16 protein-coding genes and 1 other RNA gene are annotated in these 18,403 nt (G+C 69.2%); all 17 read right to left on the bottom strand.

Annotation, left to right across the window (positions count from 1 at the left end; translation table 11 throughout):
* Window positions 1–4: 4 nt before the first annotated feature.
* On the bottom strand, window positions 5–964 hold the full coding sequence (locus VH569_RS00345; RefSeq protein WP_377808984.1) for a cell division protein FtsQ/DivIB: 960 nt from the start codon (window positions 962–964) through the stop codon (window positions 5–7).
* Window positions 949–1,896 carry a D-alanine--D-alanine ligase gene (locus tag VH569_RS00340; RefSeq protein ID WP_423313118.1) on the bottom strand — a complete coding sequence of 316 codons (948 nt, stop codon included), beginning with the start codon at window positions 1,894–1,896 and terminating at the stop codon, window positions 949–951. Before VH569_RS00340 ends, VH569_RS00345 begins: the two co-directional genes overlap by 16 nt.
* Window positions 1,893–2,822, bottom strand: a complete 930-nt coding sequence (murB, locus tag VH569_RS00335; protein ID WP_423313116.1) for a UDP-N-acetylmuramate dehydrogenase — start codon at window positions 2,820–2,822, stop codon at window positions 1,893–1,895. The genes VH569_RS00340 and murB overlap by 4 nt, the downstream gene beginning before the upstream one ends.
* Window positions 2,823–2,836: 14 nt before the next feature.
* Entirely contained in the window at window positions 2,837–4,255 is a 1,419-nt protein-coding gene (murC, locus tag VH569_RS00330) for a UDP-N-acetylmuramate--L-alanine ligase (RefSeq protein ID WP_174470220.1), read from the bottom strand.
* Between the two features lie 7 nt (window positions 4,256–4,262).
* On the bottom strand, window positions 4,263–4,502 hold the full coding sequence (locus VH569_RS00325) for a hypothetical protein (protein WP_244592762.1): 240 nt from the start codon (window positions 4,500–4,502) through the stop codon (window positions 4,263–4,265).
* A gap of 8 nt (window positions 4,503–4,510) precedes the next feature.
* Complete coding sequence (gene murG / locus VH569_RS00320) at window positions 4,511–5,770, bottom strand: undecaprenyldiphospho-muramoylpentapeptide beta-N-acetylglucosaminyltransferase (RefSeq protein WP_423313113.1); 1,260 nt, start codon at window positions 5,768–5,770, stop codon at window positions 4,511–4,513.
* A complete protein-coding gene (locus tag VH569_RS00315; RefSeq protein WP_423313111.1) occupies window positions 5,767–6,888 on the bottom strand; it encodes an FtsW/RodA/SpoVE family cell cycle protein in 1,122 nt (373 codons plus the stop codon). The genes murG and VH569_RS00315 overlap by 4 nt, the downstream gene beginning before the upstream one ends.
* Entirely contained in the window at window positions 6,885–8,306 is a 1,422-nt protein-coding gene (murD, locus tag VH569_RS00310; protein WP_423313109.1) for a UDP-N-acetylmuramoyl-L-alanine--D-glutamate ligase, read from the bottom strand. Before murD ends, VH569_RS00315 begins: the two co-directional genes overlap by 4 nt.
* A gap of 13 nt (window positions 8,307–8,319) precedes the next feature.
* Window positions 8,320–9,405 (bottom strand): phospho-N-acetylmuramoyl-pentapeptide-transferase, encoded by a 1,086-nt coding sequence (gene mraY, locus VH569_RS00305; protein WP_098739423.1) that lies wholly within the window; start codon window positions 9,403–9,405, stop codon window positions 8,320–8,322.
* Between the two features lie 9 nt (window positions 9,406–9,414).
* On the bottom strand, window positions 9,415–10,911 hold the full coding sequence (locus tag VH569_RS00300) for a UDP-N-acetylmuramoylalanyl-D-glutamyl-2,6-diaminopimelate--D-alanyl-D-alanine ligase (RefSeq protein ID WP_423313107.1): 1,497 nt from the start codon (window positions 10,909–10,911) through the stop codon (window positions 9,415–9,417).
* Complete coding sequence (locus tag VH569_RS00295) at window positions 10,908–12,383, bottom strand: UDP-N-acetylmuramoyl-L-alanyl-D-glutamate--2,6-diaminopimelate ligase (RefSeq protein ID WP_423313105.1); 1,476 nt, start codon at window positions 12,381–12,383, stop codon at window positions 10,908–10,910. Before VH569_RS00295 ends, VH569_RS00300 begins: the two co-directional genes overlap by 4 nt.
* A complete protein-coding gene (locus tag VH569_RS00290; protein WP_423313103.1) occupies window positions 12,349–14,220 on the bottom strand; it encodes a peptidoglycan D,D-transpeptidase FtsI family protein in 1,872 nt (623 codons plus the stop codon). Before VH569_RS00290 ends, VH569_RS00295 begins: the two co-directional genes overlap by 35 nt.
* Window positions 14,217–15,035: a cell division protein FtsL gene (gene ftsL / locus VH569_RS00285; protein WP_423313101.1), complete on the bottom strand. Its 819-nt coding sequence runs from the start codon at window positions 15,033–15,035 to the stop codon at window positions 14,217–14,219. The genes VH569_RS00290 and ftsL overlap by 4 nt, the downstream gene beginning before the upstream one ends.
* Window positions 15,032–16,009, bottom strand: a complete 978-nt coding sequence (gene rsmH / locus VH569_RS00280; protein WP_423313099.1) for a 16S rRNA (cytosine(1402)-N(4))-methyltransferase RsmH — start codon at window positions 16,007–16,009, stop codon at window positions 15,032–15,034. Before rsmH ends, ftsL begins: the two co-directional genes overlap by 4 nt.
* The gene (locus tag VH569_RS00275; RefSeq protein ID WP_247880098.1) at window positions 16,009–16,455 is read right to left on the bottom strand and encodes a division/cell wall cluster transcriptional repressor MraZ; all 447 of its coding nucleotides are present in this window, start codon (window positions 16,453–16,455) and stop codon (window positions 16,009–16,011) included. Before VH569_RS00275 ends, rsmH begins: the two co-directional genes overlap by 1 nt.
* Before the next feature lie 790 nt (window positions 16,456–17,245).
* Window positions 17,246–17,647, bottom strand: an RNA gene (gene rnpB / locus VH569_RS00270) — RNase P RNA component class A.
* A 61-nt stretch (window positions 17,648–17,708) separates the two neighbouring features.
* Window positions 17,709–18,401, bottom strand: a complete 693-nt coding sequence (locus tag VH569_RS00265) for an N-acetylmuramoyl-L-alanine amidase (RefSeq protein WP_423313097.1) — start codon at window positions 18,399–18,401, stop codon at window positions 17,709–17,711.
* Window positions 18,402–18,403: the final 2 nt, after the last annotated feature.

The raw sequence follows: 18,403 nt of genomic DNA, 5'->3' as shown, positions 1-18,403 counted from the left end.
GGGGCTAAGATTTCTTGCCGTTCTTCTTCTTCGTGTCGTCCTCCCAGCCCGGAAGCTGGGCGGTGGCGGAGGTCTGGATCGCGGCCTTGTCGGGCAGGCGCAGGTCGATGGCGACGATGTCGCGGTCCAGCACATGGCTGGCCGTGTGCATCTGCTCCAGCTGGCGCAGCGCGCGGCGCATCTCGCCATTGCCTTCCGGCAGCTTCACCGTCACACCGTTGCTCAGCTGCAGATTCCAGCGGCGGTCGCTGATCCAGCTGGCGGACGACAGCATCGGCGCGATGGTCGGCGCGCCGTCCAGCGCCGACAGCAGGGTGTGGACCTGCTGAGGCGCGTTGGCGCCGATCACCTGCGGCAGAGTCTCGATCCGCTGGTTGCCGCGGCGCGCCAGCTCCGCCGCGTCGGCCAGCGGACGGCCGGCGCGATCGATGACGGTGAACTGGCGGTCATGCTGCCAGATCGCCATCGGCTGGCGCTCGGACAGGCGGATGTAGAGGAAACCGGGTAGACGCCGCTCGATGGAGGCGGACGACACCCAGGGCAGCTCCTCCAGCCGCTGCTTGGCATCGGCAAGGTCGATGGACAGGATCGGCTCGCCACGGCGCACGCCCAGCGCGTCGAGCACGACGTCGCGCTCGGTCTCGCTGCGGCCGACCACCAGGATTTCGGACAGGCGAAAGCCCATGTCGCCGGTCAGGCGGATGACGCTTTCCTGCGCCGCCTCCATCGTCTCGGCCAGATTGCCGCGCTTCCAGGTGGAGCCGGCGGCACCGGCCAGTCCCAGTACCGGCACCAGCAGCAGCGCCGCCTTCACGGCGGAGCGGGTCCAGCGCGGCCAGGCGCGGCGGCGCTTGCCTTTTTCCGCCGACGCGGCCATGGCGCGCGGCGGGGTCGGCATCTCGTCCCGGGCACGCGCGCCGGCGGCGGCGCGGAAGTCCGGGTCGGCCATCAGGCGAGCTGACATGCGGCGTTCTCCACGAGCCAGCCGACCAGCGCGCCGTAGGTGATCCCCACATGCGCGGCCTGTTCGGGCACCAGCGACAGGGGCGTCATGCCCGGCTGGTTGTTGATCTCCAGGAAATACAGACCGTCCGTTCCCGGCCGGCTGTCATCCCAGCGGAAGTCGCTGCGCGACACGCCCCGGCAGCCCAGGGTGTTGTGCGCCAGCACCGCCAGCCGCTTCGCCTCATCCGCGACGACCTCGGGGATCGCGGCGGGGACGGTGTGAACGGCGTGTCCGGCGCTGTATTTCGCGGTGTAGTCGTAGAGCTGAGCCTGGAAGACGATCTCGGTCACCGCCAAAGCGCGGTCACCCATGACACCCACGGTCAGCTCGCGACCGGGGATGAACTCCTCGATCAGCGCACGCTCGCCAAAGGTCCACGCGTCGCCGACCGGGCTGTTCTGCCCCTCGCGGACCAGGGTTACGCCAACGGTCGAGCCTTCGTCCACAGGCTTGACGATATAGGGCGCAGGCATGGGGTGGCTGCCGCCGGTGATCTCCCCACGCGACAGCACCATGCCCTTGGGCGAGCGGACGCCGACGGTGTCCAGCACGCGCTTGGTCATCGCCTTGTCCATGGAGATGGCGGCGGCCTGGACGCCCGAATGGGTGTAGGGCAGGCCCAGGAACTCCAGCACGCCCTGGATCGTCCCGTCCTCGCCACCGCGGCCGTGCAGGGCGTTGAACACTACGTCGGGCCGCGGGGTGGACAGGGCGTGCATCAGCCCGCCCAGGTCGCGCTGCACGTCGATGGCGGTGACGCGGTAGCCTTCCTCCTCCAGCGCCTTGGCGACGCCGGCCCCGCTGACCAGCGACACCTCGCGCTCGGCCGACCAGCCGCCCATCAGGACGGCGACATGCTTCTTGTGGGCGTGGAGAAGGGCTTCGGTCATGGGGCGGTGCTTCCTTCGGCAGGAACGCCGATGCGCTTGATTTCCCAGTCCAGCGTGACGCCGCTGGTCTCGAACACGCGGCGGCGGACCTCCTCGCCCAGCGCTTCCAGCTGGGCGGCGGTGGCCGTGCCGTTGTTGATCAGGAAGTTGCAGTGCTTTTCCGACACCTGGGCGTCGCCGATGGACAGGCCGCGGCAGCCGGCCTTGTCGATCAGCTCCCAGGCCTTGTGACCTTCCGGGTTCTTGAAGGTCGAGCCGCCGGTGCGGGAGCGGACCGGCTGGCTGTCGGCGCGCTTGTCGGAGATCTCGGCCATGCGTCGCGCGATCTCCAGCGGGTTGCCGGGCTCGCCTCGCAGGACCGCACCGGTGAAGATGCAACCCTCCGGCGCCGTGCTGTGGCGGTAGGTGAAGCCCATGCCGGCATGGCTGAACTCCAGTCGCCGGCCGTCGCGCGCCACGGCAGTGGCGGAGACCAGCACGTCGGCCAGCTCACGGCCATAGGCGCCGCCGTTCATGCGCAGAGCGCCGCCGATGGTGCCGGGAATGCCGGACAGGAACTCCAGCCCGGCGATGCCGGCGTCGCGGGCGACCATGGCGACATTCAGGTCGAGCGCCGCCGCCCCGGCGGTCACGGTCATCCCGTCCGCCGCAATGTCGGTGAAACCGCGGCCAAGCCGGATGGTGACGCCGGGCACGCCGCCGTCCCGAACCAGCAGGTTGGAGGCCACCCCGATCACCGTTACCGGCACCTCGGCCGGCAGGGCGGCCAGGAAGTCGGCGAGGTCGTCGGCATTGGCCGGGCGGAACATTACCTCCGCCGGCCCGCCGACGCGGAACCACGTCACCGGCGCCAGCGGGGCGTCGGCGGTCAGCCGGCCGCGCACGACGGGCATCCGCTCGATCAGGTGGCCTTCAGAGGCGGTCATGCCGGGCGCTGCCGTCATCGCGTCGCGCCGTAGAGGGAGGCCAGCTCACCCGGCAGGGCGTTCGCCCACTGCGTGATGTTGCCGGCGCCCAGGCAGACGACGAAGTCGCCGGGCTTGGCCATCTCGCGCACCACCTGCGCCAGTTCCTGCTGGCCGTGCAGGGCGACGACATGGCGGTGGCCATGCATGCGCAGACCCTCGACCAGGCTGTCGCGGCTGACACCCTCGATCGGCGCCTCGCCGGCGGCATAGACGTCGGCGACGATCACGGCGTCGGCGTCGTTGAAGCAGGTGCAGAACTCTTCGAACAGGGCGGCGAGGCGGGAATAGCGGTGCGGCTGGACGACGGCGATGGTGCGGCCGGTGCCGGCGGTACGCGCCGCCTTCAGCACCGCGGCGATCTCCACCGGATGGTGGCCGTAATCGTCGATGACGGTGATGCCGTTGGTCTCGCCGGTCTTGGTGAAGCGGCGCTTCACGCCCTGGAACTTGGCCATGCTGTCGCGCATCACCACGTCGGGCAGGCCCATCTCGTTGCCGACGGCAAAGCAGGCCAGCGAGTTCTGGACGTTGTGCGGCCCGTACATCGGCAGGCGCACGCCGGCGATGGCGCGGCTCTCGCCGGTGTGGCGGTCATAGATCAGCACATCGTATTTGGCGCCGTCGGGGCCCAGCTCCACGTTCACCGCGCGGATGTCGGCCTGCGGCGAGAAGCCGTAGGTGACGATGCGGCGGTCCGACACGCGGGGAATCATCGCCTGCACCTCGGGATGGTCGATGCAGAGGGCGGCGAAGCCGTAGAAGGGAATGTTCTGGACGAAGCTGTCGAAGGCGGCCCGCGCGTTGTCGAAGGTGCCGTAGAAGTCCAGATGCTCCGGGTCCATGTTGGTGACGACGGCGATGCAGGCCGGCAGCTTCACGAAGGTTCCGTCGCTCTCGTCCGCCTCCACCACCATCCAGTCGCCGGTGCCGAGCCGGGTGTTGGAACCGTAGGCGTTGATGATGCCGCCGTTGATGACGGTGGGGTCGAGGTTGGCATGCTCCAGCATATGGCCAACCATCGAGGTGGTCGTGGTCTTGCCATGGGTGCCGCCGATGGCGATGGCCCATTTCAGGCGCATCAGCTCGCCCAGCATCTCGGCGCGACGGACCACCGGCACCAGGGCGGCGCGTGCGGCCACGACTTCCGGATTGTCGCGCTTGACGGCGGAGGAGACGACGACGACGGCGGCCCCGGCGATGTTCTCGCCGCGATGGCCGACGAACACCTTGATGCCCAGTTCGCGCAGGCGCTTGACGTTGGCGTTCTCGGCGAGGTCGGAGCCCTGGACGGTGTAGCCCAGGTTCCGCAGCACCTCGGCGATGCCGCTCATGCCGATGCCGCCGATGCCGACGAAGTGGATGGTGCCGATCGAGAGGGGGAGGGCGCGCATGTCAGGCTTACTTTCCGCGGCGAAGCATCAGGCGAAGGGTGGCGTCGACCGCCCCGTCGGACAGGTCGTTGGGGAGGGGCTGCGATCCGTGGATCATCGACAGGCGGTCGCGCAGGAAGCCGCCTTCGGCGAGGAAGCGCGGCACCAGCGGGCAGCCCGGACGGTTGTACCAGCCGCCCTCGGTCCGAGTCATGTCCGCCGGCCAGTCCTGCAACGGCCGCGGCGTCGGCCGGGTCAGATTCCGCATGGGTTTCATCATTCCGCGGCCCCCTTGGCGCTGGCACCGGCGGATGAGCGCCGGGCGTGTTGGGATTGGTCGTGGTCGGAGTCGGCGTGATCGTGAGCGGCGGGGCCGCCGTCCAGCATCGCCAGCACGGCGTCGGCCAGCGCGGTGGCGGCGTCGGCGGTGCCCCAGCCATGGGCGGCGCGGGCCGCAGCGGCCAGCGCCTGCGGATCGGCCAGCAGGGCGGACAGCCGCTCGGCCAAAGCCTGGGCGGTGAATGAGGGCTGCGGCACCAGCCAGGCGGCGCCGGCCTGCGCCAGATGGCGGGCGTTGGCGGTCTGGTGGTCGTCGGTGGCGTGCGGGTAGGGCACCAGGATCGCCGGACGGCCGACGCAGGTCAGTTCGGCGATGGTGGAGGCTCCGGCGCGCGTGACGGCGAGGTGGCAGGCTGCCAGCCGCTCCGGCACGTCACGGAAGAAGGTCTGCAACTCCAGCCGGGCAAGGCCCAGCGGCTCCAGCGCGTCGCGGGCGGCCTCGAGATCCTCTGGGCGGCATTGCTGCGCCAGATGGATGCGGGCGCGCATCTCCTCGGGCAGCAGGGCCAGCGCCGCGGGGATCACCTCGGAGAAGATTCGGGCGCCCTGGCTGCCGCCCATCACCAGCAGGCGGACGGGGCCGGCGGCGCCGGGCGCCTCGTAGGGGGACAGGCGGCGGGCGGCAACGGCCGGACGGACCGGGTTGCCGGTGCGCACGATCTTGGCGCGCTGCGCCTCGCCCAGCTTTTCGATGTCGGTGAAGGCGACGGCGATGCGGCTGGTCCCGGCGATCAGCATCCGGTTGGCGCGGCCCAGCACGGCGTTCTGCTCGTGCAGCAGGGCCGGCAGCTTCGACTGGATGGCGGCATAGACGGTGGGGACCGACGGGTAGCCGCCGAAGCCGACGACTGCGGCGGGATCGAGCCGGCGCATCAGCGCCCGCGCCTCCAGCAGGCCGAGGCCCATCTGCAGGGCGGCCTTCAGCTTGCCGAGGATGCCGGCGCCGGGGGAGGCGGCGCGGATGCGATGGACCGGCACCTCCGGCAGGTTCTCGCCGAAGGCATGGCCGCGCTTGTCGGTGACCAGAGTCACCGCCCGGCCACGGGCCAGCAGTTCGCGCGCCAGCGCTTCGGCCGGGAACATGTGCCCGCCGGTGCCGCCGGCGGCCAGCACGATCACCTTGTTGGCGTTGGCGTCGAAGCCCGCAGGGAAGCCCGCATTGGAGCCCGTCGTGCTCAAGTCGGTCGGCCTCCTCATTCCGCGGGGCCGAAGCGTTTGCGTGTCAGTGCCAGAACCATACCCATGCCGAACCCGAGAGCGAGCAGCGAGGAGCCGCCGTAGGAGATGAACGGCAGGGTCATGCCCTTGGTCGGCATAAGATGCAAGGACGAACCCATGTTGATCGCCGCCTGAAGACCGAACTGGATAAGAAGACCGGCAGCGGCCAGCAAAACGAAATAATTATTGTCGTTGAAGACACGAGCGAACCCGCGCAGGACGACGAAGGCGAACAGAACCACCAACCCCAGGCAGAAGATAAGGCCCAGCTCTTCGCCTGCGACCGCGAAGATGAAGTCGGCATGGCTGTCGGGCAGATAGAACTTCACCGTGCCCTGGCCGGGGCCGGTGCCCATCAGCCCGCCGTTGGCGAAGGCCTCCAGCGAGCGGTTGACCTGATAATTGTCGCCGGCATGCGGGTCGAGGAAGCGGTTGATGCGGCTGGTGACGTGCGGCAGCGTGTAATAGGCGCCGACCAGCCCGACCACGCCCAGCCCGCCGAGCCCCATCACCAGCACGAGGTTCAGGCCGGCCAGGAAGAACTGGGTGAACCACACGGCGGAGACGACGAAGGTCATGCCCAGATCGGGCTGAAGGATCAGGCCGGCCATGGTGATGCCGTACAGCGCCATCGACACCAGCGCGCCGGGGAAGCCCGGGTTGGTGCGCGACAGCGAGAACAGCCAGGCGGCGACCACGGCGAAGGCCGGCTTGACGAACTCCGACGGCTGGATCGACAGGCCGGGGATATGGATCCAGCGGCGTGCACCCTTGATCTCGACGCCCACCACCAGCGTGGCATAGACCAGCGCCACCGAGATCAGGAACACGCCCAGCGCCACCCGCCGCACGCCGCGCGGGCTGAGCAGGGAGACGCCGACCATGATGACGACCGCCGGGATCAGCATCATCACGTGGCGTTCGACGAAATAGAAGGTGTCCTGGATGCCGATGCGCTCGGCCACCGGCGGGCTGGCCGCGGTGATCAGGACGGTGCCCAGGAACATCAGCAGGGCGACGGCGCCCAGCTGCCAGCGGTCGACGGTCCACCACCAGCGGCCGAAGATCGATTGGTCGGTACGGTCGAAGGTGATCATGCAACGCCCCCGCTGGTGCCGTCCCCGGTGCTCTCATGCGCCGCGACGATGTTCGCGACATAGACCGCGAAGGCTTCGCCGCGCTTCTCGAAACTGGCAAACTGGTCCCATGACGCGCAAGCTGGGGACAACAGCACGCAAGCGCCCTCCAGCCGTTCCGCCAGGGCCAGTCCGGCCGCCTTCGCAGTCGCAACATCCAGCGTTCCACAGCGTGTATAAGCAACACCGTGCGCGTCGAGCCATGCGGCGAATTGTTCCTGCGCCTCGCCGATCAGGAAAGCGTGGCGGACGCGGCCCATATAGCCCTCCAGACCGTTCAGTCCGGTGTCCTTGGCCTGTCCGCCGAGGATCCAGTAGATCGGGTCGAAGGTCGCCAGCGCCTTTTCGGTGGCGTCGGCGTTGGTCGCCTTGCTGTCGTTGACGAAGCGCACCCCGCTTGCCGTGCCGACCAGCTGCTGCCGGTGGGCGAGGCCGGGGAAGGTCGCCATCGCCGCGACGATGGCCGGCACCGGCAGTCCGGCGGCCTTGCAGGTGGCGAAGGCGGCGGCGGCGTTCTGCCAGTTATGGGCACCCAGCAGGCTGGGCAGGCCGGACAGCTCCACGACCTTGGCCGCCTCGCCGTCGGTGTCGTCGACCAGCCAGCCGTCGGCGGCATAGACGCCGCCCGCCACCGGCCCCTGGGCGGAGATCGGCCAGATGCGCTGGTCGCCGGCGGCGACGAGGTCGGCGTGGATTTTGCGGCAATGCTCGTCGTCCACCCCGATCACCGCGGTGCGCGGCCAGGTCTGGCGGTGGAAGATCAGCCTCTTGGCGGCGATGTAGCCCTCCATCCCGCCATGGCGGGCGAGATGGTCGGGCGTGATGTTCAGCAGGACCGCGATGTCGAAGGTGATGGAGTGGGTCAACTCCAGCTGATAGCTCGACATTTCCAGCACGCAGGTGCCGCCCGACCCGATCGGATCGAAGGTCAGCACCGGCGTGCCCAGGTTGCCGCCCACCGCGGCCTTGCGGCCGGCGGCGGCCAGGATGTGGCCGATCAGGGTGGTGGTGGTCGATTTGCCGTTGGTGCCGGTGATGCCGATGAAGGCGCAGTCGCGCTCCGCCCGGCCCAGCAGCTCGATGTCGCAGATCAGCTCGATCCCCAGCGCGCGGGCGCGCTCGGCCACCGGATGCGGCTTGGGGTGGGTGTGGGGGATGCCGGGCGACCAGACGATGGTGGTCAGGTCCGACAGGTCGGCACTGGCGAGATCGACCACGGCGAAGCCCTCGGCCTCCGCTGCGGCGCGGGAGGCGGGGTTGTCGTCCCACACCCGCACCTCGGCCCCGCTGTCGCGGAGCGCGCGGGCGGTGGCGAGGCCGGACTTGCCCAGCCCCATCACCGCGACCGGCAGTTCCTGCATGTAGAACAGGTCGATCATCGCCGGTGCCCCCTCAGCGCAGCTTCAGCGTGGACAGGCCGACCAGCGCCAGGATCGAGGCGATGATCCAGAAGCGGATCACCACCGTCGGTTCGGCCCAGCCCTTCTTCTCGAAGTGATGGTGCAGCGGCGCCATGCGGAACACGCGCTTGCCGGTCAGCTTGAAGGAGGCGACCTGCACGATCACCGACACCGTCTCCAGCACGAAGAGGCCGCCGATGATGGCCAGCACGATCTCATGCTTGGTCACCACGCTGACCGCACCCAGCGCGCCGCCCAGCGACAGCGACCCGGTGTCGCCCATGAAGACCATGGCCGGCGGGGCGTTGTACCACAGGAAGCCCAGACCGGCGCCGACCAGCGCGCCGCAGAACACCGCCAGCTCGCCGGACCCCGGCACATGGTGGATCTGGAGATAGTTGGCGAAGATGGCGTTGCCCGACAGGTAGGAGATCAGGCCGAAGCAGCCGGCGGCGATCATCGTCGGCACGATGGCCAGCCCGTCCAGCCCGTCGGTCAGGTTCACCGAGTTGGAGGCGCCGACCATGATGAAGGCGCCGAAGGGCACGAAGAACCAGGACAGCTGGACCAGGAAATCCTTGACGAAGGGAACCGCCACGCCGCCCGACAGCGGCGGGGCCGACACCCACATGATCAGTGCCGAGGCGACCAGCCCGATGGCGATCTCCCAACCCAGGCGGAAGCGGCCGGACAGGCCCTTGGTGTTGCGCTTGGTCAGCTTCAGGTAATCGTCGCCGAAACCGATCAGGCCGTAGCCGATGGTCACCAGCAGGACGATCCAGATGTAGGCATTGGTCAGGTCGGCCCACAGCAGGGTGCTGACCGTCATGGCGATCAGGATCATCAGGCCGCCCATGGTGGGCGTGCCCTTCTTCTTGAAATGGCTCTCCGGGCCGTCGGCGCGGATGGGCTGGCCTTCGCCCTGCTTGCGCTTCAGCCAGGCGATCAGGCGCGGAAAGAAGACGAAGCTGATGACCAGCGACGTGATCACGGCGCCGCCGGTCCGGAAGGTCAGGTACCGGAACAGGTTGAACGGCGAAAAGACGTCGGCCAGACCGAAGAGGAGGTTGTAGAGCATTTGGGTCCGTCAGCCTCGCGGGGCCAGCGCGGATTGCGCGGTCGCCTGCGGCTGGTTGGTGGTTCGGGAGGCGGCTTTGTCCTCGCTTTCGCGCCCGCTGTCGAGTGCCGCGAGCGCATCGACGATCAGACCTGTACGACTGCCCAGGGACCCCTTGACCATGATGACGTCGCCGCCCTTTACGGTCCCGGTCACGATGGGGGCCAGCTCCACGCTGGTCTCGGTCCAGGCACCGCGCATCGCCGCCGGCAGGCGGTCGAACAGCGTCTTCATGTGCGGCCCGCAGGCATAGACGGCGTCGACATTCGCGGCGCGCAGCGGCTCGGCCAACCCGATGTGCAGCGCGTCGGCGCGCTCGCCCAGCTCCCGCATGTCGCCCAGCACGGCAATGCGCCGGCCACCGGCGCCGGGGTCGATCTTGCCCAGCACTTCCAGCGTTGCGGCCATGGCGGCCGGGCTGGCGTTGTAGCTCTCGTCGATCAGCGTGAAGGCGCCTTGCGGCAGCTGGATGCGCTTGCGGGTGCCGCGCCCCTTCACCGGCGGCAGGCTGGACAGCGATCTTGCGGCGGAGGCGACATCGGCGCCCAGCGCCTTCACCGCCAGCAACACCGCCAGACTGTTCATCACCCAGTGCCGGCCCGGCTGCGACAGGCAATATTGCACCCGTTCGCCGCGGATCATTGCTGTCACCGCGCTGCAGGTGGCGTGCAGCGAGCAGTCGACCAGCCGGGCGTCGGCCTCCTCATGGGCGCCGAAGCTCCAGATGTCGGTCAGGCCCTGCCGACGGGCGGCAGCGGCCAGCCGGGCATACTGCCCGTTGTCGCGGTTCAGCACGGCGATGCCGCCGGCATCCATCCCCTCGAAGATCTCGGCCTTGGCGTCGGCGATGGCCTCGACGCCGGAGAAGAACTCCAGATGCACCGCCTCGATGGTGGTGACGATGGCGACATGCGGCCTGACCTGCCGCGACAGCGGCCCGAGTTCGCCCGCGTGGTTCATCCCCAGTTCGAACACGCCATAGCGGCTGTCGGCCGGCAGGCGGGCGAGCGACAGCGGTACGCCCCAATGGTTGTTCAGGCTGCCTTCATTGGCATAGGTCGCCCCTTGCGCCGACAGGACGTGGCGCAGCGTCTCCTTGGTCCCGGTCTTACCGACCGAGCCGGTGACACCGACGAAGCGCGCGCCACAGCGCGCCCGCGCCACCACGCCCAGCGCCGCCATCGACTCCAGCGTGTCGGAAGGGGCGATCAGCAGCGGCGCGCCTTCAGGGATGCCGTCCGGCAGATGGTCGACCATCGCCGCCGCGGCCCCGGCGGCCAGCGCGGCGCCGATGAAGGCATGCCCGTCGAAATTCGGTCCGCGGATGGCGACGAACAGGTCGCCCGCCGCCACCTTGCGGCTGTCGATGGCGACACCGGTCGCGGTCCAGGCGGACGGGCCGGAGAGACGCCCGCCGGTGGCGACCGCCGCATCATCCGCTGTCCAGACCGTCTTGTCCCCGCTCATGCTCCAACCTCCGCTACGGCTTTCCGGGCCTCGTCCGCGTCGTCGAACGGACGCACCTCGGTGCCGATCGTTTGTCCCTGTTCGTGGCCCTTGCCGGCGATGACCAGCACGTCGCCGGGCTGAAGCTGCCGCACCGCGGTGCGGATCGCCTCGGCCCGGTCGCCGATCTCCTCCAGCCTGCCGGCCAGATCCCCGGTGGCTCCGGCCAGCACCTGACCCCGCACGAAGGCGGGATCCTCGGTCCGCGGGTTGTCGTCGGTGACGATGGCGCGGTCGGCCAGTCTGGCCGCCAGAGCCCCCATCACCGGCCGCTTGCTGCGGTCGCGGTCGCCGCCGCAGCCGAACACCGTCACCAGATGGCGCGCGGCATGCGACCTCAGCGCCAGAAGCACCGTTTCCAGCGCATCCGGCGTGTGGGCGAAATCGACGTAGACCGTCGCCCCGTTGGGATGGGTCGCGACATGCTGCAACCGGCCCGGCACACCTTCCAGCGAGGAAAGGCTGTCCAGCGCCCGCCCGGCGTCACAGCCGGATCCGATGACCAGCCCCAGCGCGCAGAGCACGTTCCAGGCCTGGAACCGACCTGCCAGCGGCAGGTCCACCGTCACGTCGCGGCCGAGCACGGACAGGGAGAGGCGCTGGCCATGGGCCAGCGGCTCCACCCCGGTCACCCGAAGCTCGGTGCCGGCCAGACCATAGGACAGGACCCGGTGGCCACGGTCGTTACAAATGGTGGCAAAATGTTGAAATTCCGGAGAGTCGGCGTTCAGCACCGCGACGGCGCCCGGCGGCAGGACGCGGTCGAACAGCATCGCCTTGGCGTCGCGGTACGCCTCCATCGTGCCGTGATAGTCCAGATGGTCCAGCGTCAGGTTGGTGAAGCCGGCGGCCTTGATCGCCACCCCGTCCAGCCGGAACTGCTCCAGCCCATGGCTCGACGCCTCCATCGCCAGATGGTCGAGGCCGGCATCCTTGGCGGCGGCGAGATCGCGGTGGAGCGACACCGGATCGGGCGTCGTCATTCCGCCATAGCCGTGCAGGCCGGGGCCGAGCAGGCCCAGCGTGCCCAGGCTGCCGGCGGGCAGGCCGAGGCGCGTCCAGATCTGGGCGGCGAACTGGACGGTGGAGGTCTTGCCGTTGGTGCCGGTCACCGCCACCACCGTCTCCGGCTGGCGCCCGCCATGGAAGGCGGCGGCCATGAGCGCGAAGGCGAGGCGGGGCTGCGGGTCGGTCAGCAGGACGGCGGTGGAGCCGGCAGGCAGTTCGGTGCCCTCGGGCGCCAGCACGGCGACGGCGCCCCTGGCGAGTGCGTCGGCGATGAAGGCGCGGCCATCGGCCTTCACGCCGGGCAGGGCGGCAAAGACAAAGCCGGGCTTGACCGCCCGGCTGTCGGCGGTCAGCCCGGCGATGTCGGGGTCGGCAGCGCCGCGGGTGGCGTCAGCGCGGCTTGGTCTGAGTTGGGAAAGACGCAACGGTGCTTCCCTTCGCGGGGGGTGGAGCGGTGACGGGCGGCAGCGACTGCTGCCAGTTGGTGGAACCGGCGGCGTTCAGGTAGGTGGAGTTCAGGATCTCCGGCGTGTTCTCGTCCACCACCGGCACGTTCAGCAGCGGGCCGATCTGCTTGACGATGCGGCCCACCGCCGGGGCGGCGACCCAGCCGCCGGTGGCGTAGCCGTAGGTCTTGGCCGTCGCCTGCGGTTCGTCGACCAGCACATAGACGATGTAGCGCGGATCGTTCATCGGGAAGGCGCCCAGGAACGACGACATACGCGAGTTCTTCTGGTAATGCTTGCCCTTCTGCTTGTCCGCCGTGCCGGTTTTTCCGCCGACGACATAGCCCTTCACTTCTGCCGACTTGCCGGTGCCCTCGGTGACGACGAAGCGGAACATGCGCCGCATCATGTCGGAGGTCTGGCGCGACACCACCTGTTCGGTCGGAACCTCGCCGTCGGGCTGGCGCTTCAGCAGCGTCGGCTTGTGGAAGAGGCCGCCGTTGATGACCGACGCGGCGGCGGCCACCGTGTGCATCGGGCTGACCGAGATGCCGTGGCCGAAGGAGATGGTGTAGCTGTTGACCTCGCGCCACGGGTTGGGCACCAGCGGCCAGCCGCTTTCCGGCAGCTCCAGCCCGGTCGGCTTGGTGAAACCCATCTTGGTCATGAAGGCCTTCTGCGCCGCCACGCCCACCTGCTGCACCATGCGCACGGAACCGAGGTTGGAGGAGTGCTGGAACACTTCCGCCACCGTCAGGGCGCGGTGCAGGTTGTGGTAGTCGTTGATGGTGAAGCGGCCGATCTTGACCGGGTGTGCGGCGTCGAACATGTCCGACACCCGGATCTTGCCGGTGTCGAAGGCCAATGCAGAGTTGAAAATCTTGAAAGTCGAACCCATTTCATACACGCCGAGCGTCGCCCGGTTGAACAGCGTGTCGGGGTTCAGGCCGGTGGGGTCCTGCGGGTCGAAATCGGGCAGCGAGACCATCGACAGCACTTCGCCGTTGCGCACGTCGAAGACGATGCCGGCGGCGCCGATGGCGCTGAATTCCTGCACCGTGGCGGCCAGCTCCTTCTTGAGGACGTGCTGCAACCGCAGGTCGATGGACAGCTGAAGCGGCGTGCCGGGCTCCTCGGTCAGCCGCTTGTTGAAGCCCTGCTCCATGCCGGCAAGGCCGTTGTTGTCGATGCCGGTGAAGCCGACGATGTGCGAGGTCAGCGGGCCGGCCGGATAGAAGCGGCGCTCTTCCCGCTCGAACGCGACGCCGGGGATGCCCAGACGGTGGACGGCGGCCTGCTGCTTCGGCGTCAGGTTGCGCTTCAGCCAGACGAAGCGGCGGTCGCCGCTCAGCTTGCCCAGCACGTCCTTGTAATCCAGGTCGGGCAGGGCGCTGACCAGCTTCTGTGCGGCCTCTTCCGGGCGCGAGACCAGCTTGGGGTCGGCATAGAGCGACTGGGTGACCAGCGAGGTCGCCAGCAGGTTGCCGTTGCGGTCGGTGATGTCGGCGCGGTTGGTGGTGGTATCGCCCACCTCGAGCGCCACATGCTGGCGCGGCTCGCCACCGCCCGCGAGCAGCGTGGCCATCGCCAGCTTGACGCTGATGGCGGTGAAGACGGTCGTGACCACGGCAGCCGTCACCATCAGGCGGTAACGGCTCTGCTCCAGCGCGACCGCCAGCGAGGTCCGCGGTTTGGCGGACGGCTGCGGGGCCGGCTGGGGAAAGGGCGAGGGCGCCGGCGGCGGCACATAGGTGCTGCCGGTGCTGGCACCAGGCTGGCCGTAGCCGGCCGGGCCGCCGTGGTCGTGACCGATCATCGATTGGCCCCCAGGCGCGCAACGAGCAGCCCGAGGCTGTCGGTCGGCTTGGGCTGATAGGGCTGCTGCGCGGCCGGAGCCGCGGCGGCAACCTTAGGTGCGGGCGCCGGCGCCGGGATCGGGCGGGAGGCCAGTTCGGTCGGGCGCGCGGTCGGGGCGTTGGGCGCCAGCTTGCCGGCGGCGGCCGGCGCAGCCGACTTCTCCGTAGGCGCACGGGCGGAGCCGGGCACCAGGGCGGCCGGCTTGATCCGGTTGGCGCGGGACGGGTCGGCAAGGGCGGCGCCGGAGGGCAGGGACGCCGGCACGACGACAGGCGCGCGTTCCAGCGCCTTTTCCATCGGCAGAGGCTTCGCCAGCCCAACCGGCGCGCTGACCGGAACGATTCCGGCAGCGGCGTTGTTGTTGGGGGCGGCAGGCACGCGGGCGGCGGCCAGCTGGGAATTGCCGGTGCCGGGCGCGCGGACCATCGGCGGCAGCGGAGCGCCGCCGGGCAGGGCCTTGCCGGGCAGGGCCTGGGCCGGCGGCGGGACCGCATCGGCCGGGCGCATCGGGATCATGTCCATCGCCAGGTACTGGCGCGGCTCGGTCGGCTGCAGCGTCAGATAGGCCTGGGCCATCTGCTCCAGCTTGGTGGGGTCGTTCAGGTAGCTCCACTCGGCCTTCAGGACCTGGATCGACTCCTGTTCCAGAATGATCTTGCGGTTCAGCCCGGCGAGCTTCTCCTCAAGGTCCTGGACGTCGTAGCTGGTCTGGAACAGCACGCCACCGGCGGCCGCGATCAGGCCACCCCAGAACAGCCAGGTCTTGCCTTTCATGCTGCCTCCTTGCCGGACGCCGGGAACGCGGGCGCCTCGGTACGTTCAGCCGCGCGCAGCCGGGCGGACCGGGCGCGGGGATTGTTACGGGCTTCGGCCTCGCTCGGGTCCACGGGTTTCCGGGAGAGCAGGCGGAAGGATGGGTGATGCGCCGCGACCGCGGTCACGGGCGTGTGGCGGGACGGGGAGGGCGGCGGCGAGGAGCGTTCCCGCAGGAACGCCTTGACCTCGCGGTCCTCCAGCGAATGGAAGGAGACGACGGCGAGACGCCCGCCGGGCGCCAGCAGCGACTCGGCGGCGGACAGGCCGCGCCGCAGTTCGCCCAGCTCGTCGTTCACATGGATGCGCAGCGCCTGGAAGGTGCGGGTGGCCGGGTCGATCCCGTCGCCCTTCCCTTTCGGCACCACCGACCGGATGATCTCGGCCAGCCGTCCCGTGCGCTCGATCGGCGCCTCGCGGCGGGCGGCGACGATGGCGCGGGCGACGCGGCGCGCCATCCGCTCCTCGCCCAGGTGGTAGACGATGTCGGCCAGATCCGATTCGTCGGCGGTGTTGACCACGTCGGCGGCGGTCGGCCCATCCCGTCCCATCCGCATGTCGAGCGGGCCGTCGAAGCGGAAGGAGAATCCGCGCTCCGGCTCGTCGATCTGGGGGGAGGAGACGCCGACGTCGAGCGCCACGCCGTCGACCGTCCCGACGCCATGGTCGGCGAGCAGCCGGTCCATATCGCCGAATCGGCCCTCGATCACCTCCAGCCGTCCGGGGAACTCCTGGGCCAGCGCACGGCCGCGCTCGATCGCGGCGGGGTCGCGGTCGATGCCGATCACGCGGCAGGAGGCCGATTGCAGCAGGGCGCGGCTGTAGCCGCCGGCGCCGAAGGTGCCGTCCACATAGAGGCCGCCGTCGCGCGGGGACAGCGCGGCGATCACCTCGTCCAGCAGGACGGGAATGTGAATGCGGGTGCCGGTGGTCATCAGACGCCTTCCCCGCTCCGGCTGGCGGCGCCGCGGGACGCCTTGGCGACGATCTGGCTGAGGGAGATGTCTTTGCGCACGACCTGTTCGCGCAGTGCCGCCTCGTGGGCTTTCAAGGCGTTGGGTTCCCAGATTTGAAAGGTTTTGCGGCGGCCGATGAAGGCGGCCTCTTCGGTGATGCCGGCGAATTCCGCCAGCTCCTTGGGCAGGACGATGCGGCCTTCGGCGTCGGAGGAGACGGGGATCAGCTTTCCGAAAATGAAGGTCTCGATCATGTCGCGCTCGTCGGCATCGAGGTCGGGGGATTCGAGGCTTTCGGAGAGGACGTCGAGATAGTCCTGGTCGGCGCCTTCCAGCGCCTGGTGGTTCAGCGAGGGCCAGAGATAGACGGTGCTGGGAGCCGACGTCTTGGCAAGCGACTGCCTGAACTGTGCCGGGATGGACACACGCCCTTTCCTGTCAACTTTGTTGACGTATGTGGACAGGAAAACGGCCATAGGCCCGGCGATCCCCCCTGCTATCCCCCGTGCGCGGTCGGGTGCTCCGCGCTAGCCCCGCTTGGCCCATTCAGCTCCCGCCCCCGGTGTTAACCAGAATGGGTAAGAGCCCCCCTTAAATGGGCATTCTTGGGATAGCATGGGACGGCATGGGCGTCAACGCTCCCCCGAGTATTCAGACGGGGGTGTCAAGACTTTTGGGTCATGCTGTGGCATACGGGCAAGTTGGTGTACGAAATCTCAGAATCTTCGCAGTATTCCGCTGGACTCTCGCGATGTGGATAAAGTTATCCACACACGTTCTTCGAACGTTCCAAAATTTTAAGAAAATGCTGTGTATGCATGGTTTGTCGGACTGTCGAATCGACCCCCCCGGACGGCATAGAACCTTGGGTGGGAAATCCCGGTCCGGCATGGGACAGCATGGGAAATGGCCCCACAGTTATCCACCGGCTGTGGATTAGTCTGGGGAAAATGTGGATGGGGCCGTGCACATCCTGGGGATGGCAGCGGAAAAGCCCGGCGGACTGCGGGGTGCCGGGGGAGGAGCGGTCGCATCCGCCCTGTGGATGACATCGGAAATCGCCCGTCGACTGTCCGTCTCCCGCCCACGCCGTCCCATGCCCGCCCGTCGAAAGAGGCAGGGCGAGGGCAAACGGGTGCCGCCATGGGGCGCCATGGGATCGGCCGCCCCGATGGGGGATCGGATTTGGGACAGACTGGGCAAAAGAGATGGGAAAGTGCCAGATGGCCTGTAAGCCGGGTTCTGTATCCCGCCCCGAGGGGCAGGCGATGGCCATTCGTCTGGGACGCCGGTTGCCCGGACGCCTCGCGCGACCAACCCGAGCGACGGCGCGGAAACGCGCTTGACCCACGCCCATCCCGTTGCGGGGACGGTGGTCGGGCCGCTCCTATTCGGTCTTGCTCCCGGTGGGGTTTACCGTGCCGTCCCCGTTGCCGGGTCCGCGGTGCGCTCTTACCGCACCCTTTCACCCTTACCTGCGTCGAAACGCCGGCGGTTTGCTTTCTGTGGCACTTTCCCTAGGGTCGCCCCCGCCGGCCGTTAGCCGGCACCGTGTTTCCGTGGAGCCCGGACTTTCCTCCCCCGGTCGAAACCGAAGGCGGCCATCCGGCCATCTGGCGCGGTCGTTCATATAGGGAAGCGGCCGTGGGGGCAAATCCCAAATCGCGGATGCCGACCGTTACCGTCCCGTCAACCGCAGCAGCGCGCGCAGGCGCCGCACCGTCTCGGGGTCGGGTATACCGGTCAGGCAGTCGGGATGGAAGTGGCGCTGGAAGGTCAGCAGCGCCCGTGGCTCCGCCGGGTCGTACCCATAGCGTCCCAGCAGTGCGGCGACCTCCGTAGTGTCGGCGGGGCCGTCGTCTGCCCGGGACGGCGTGGGCCAGAGCCCGAGTCCCCGGACGGCGAGGCCCGGCCAATCGAACAGTTCGCCCGGATCCTCCTTGCGGGCGGGGGCCACATCGCTGTGACCCAGCACGTCGGCGGCGGCGATGCCGTGCCGGGCGACGATGCCCAGGCAAAGCTCGGCGACCGCGGCCATCTGCACCGGCGGGAAGGGCCGATAGCCGAACTCGTGGCCGGGATTGACGATCTCAACCCCGATGGAGCGGCTGTTGACGTCCTCCGCCCCGCGCCAGCTCGACCGGCCGGCATGCCAGGCGCGCCGGTCCTCCGGCACATGGGCATAGACGGTGCCGTCCTCGTCCACCGTGTAATGGGCGCTGACCTGGGACGCCGGATCGCACAGCCGCTCCAGCGCATGGGCGGCGGTGGGCATGCCGGTGTAATGCAGGATCAGCAGTTCCACCCGTGCACCGTCGGCCCGTGGGCCGTGGTTGGGGGAGGGGCGGTCGATCCGGCGGAAGGCGCTCATGT

The sequence above is a fragment of the Azospirillum sp. 11R-A genome (genome assembly GCF_049472615.1).
Taxonomy (GTDB): domain Bacteria; phylum Pseudomonadota; class Alphaproteobacteria; order Azospirillales; family Azospirillaceae; genus Azospirillum; species Azospirillum palustre.
Note: the sequence above shows the minus strand (reverse complement) of the source record. Positions and strands in the feature narration are given on the sequence as shown.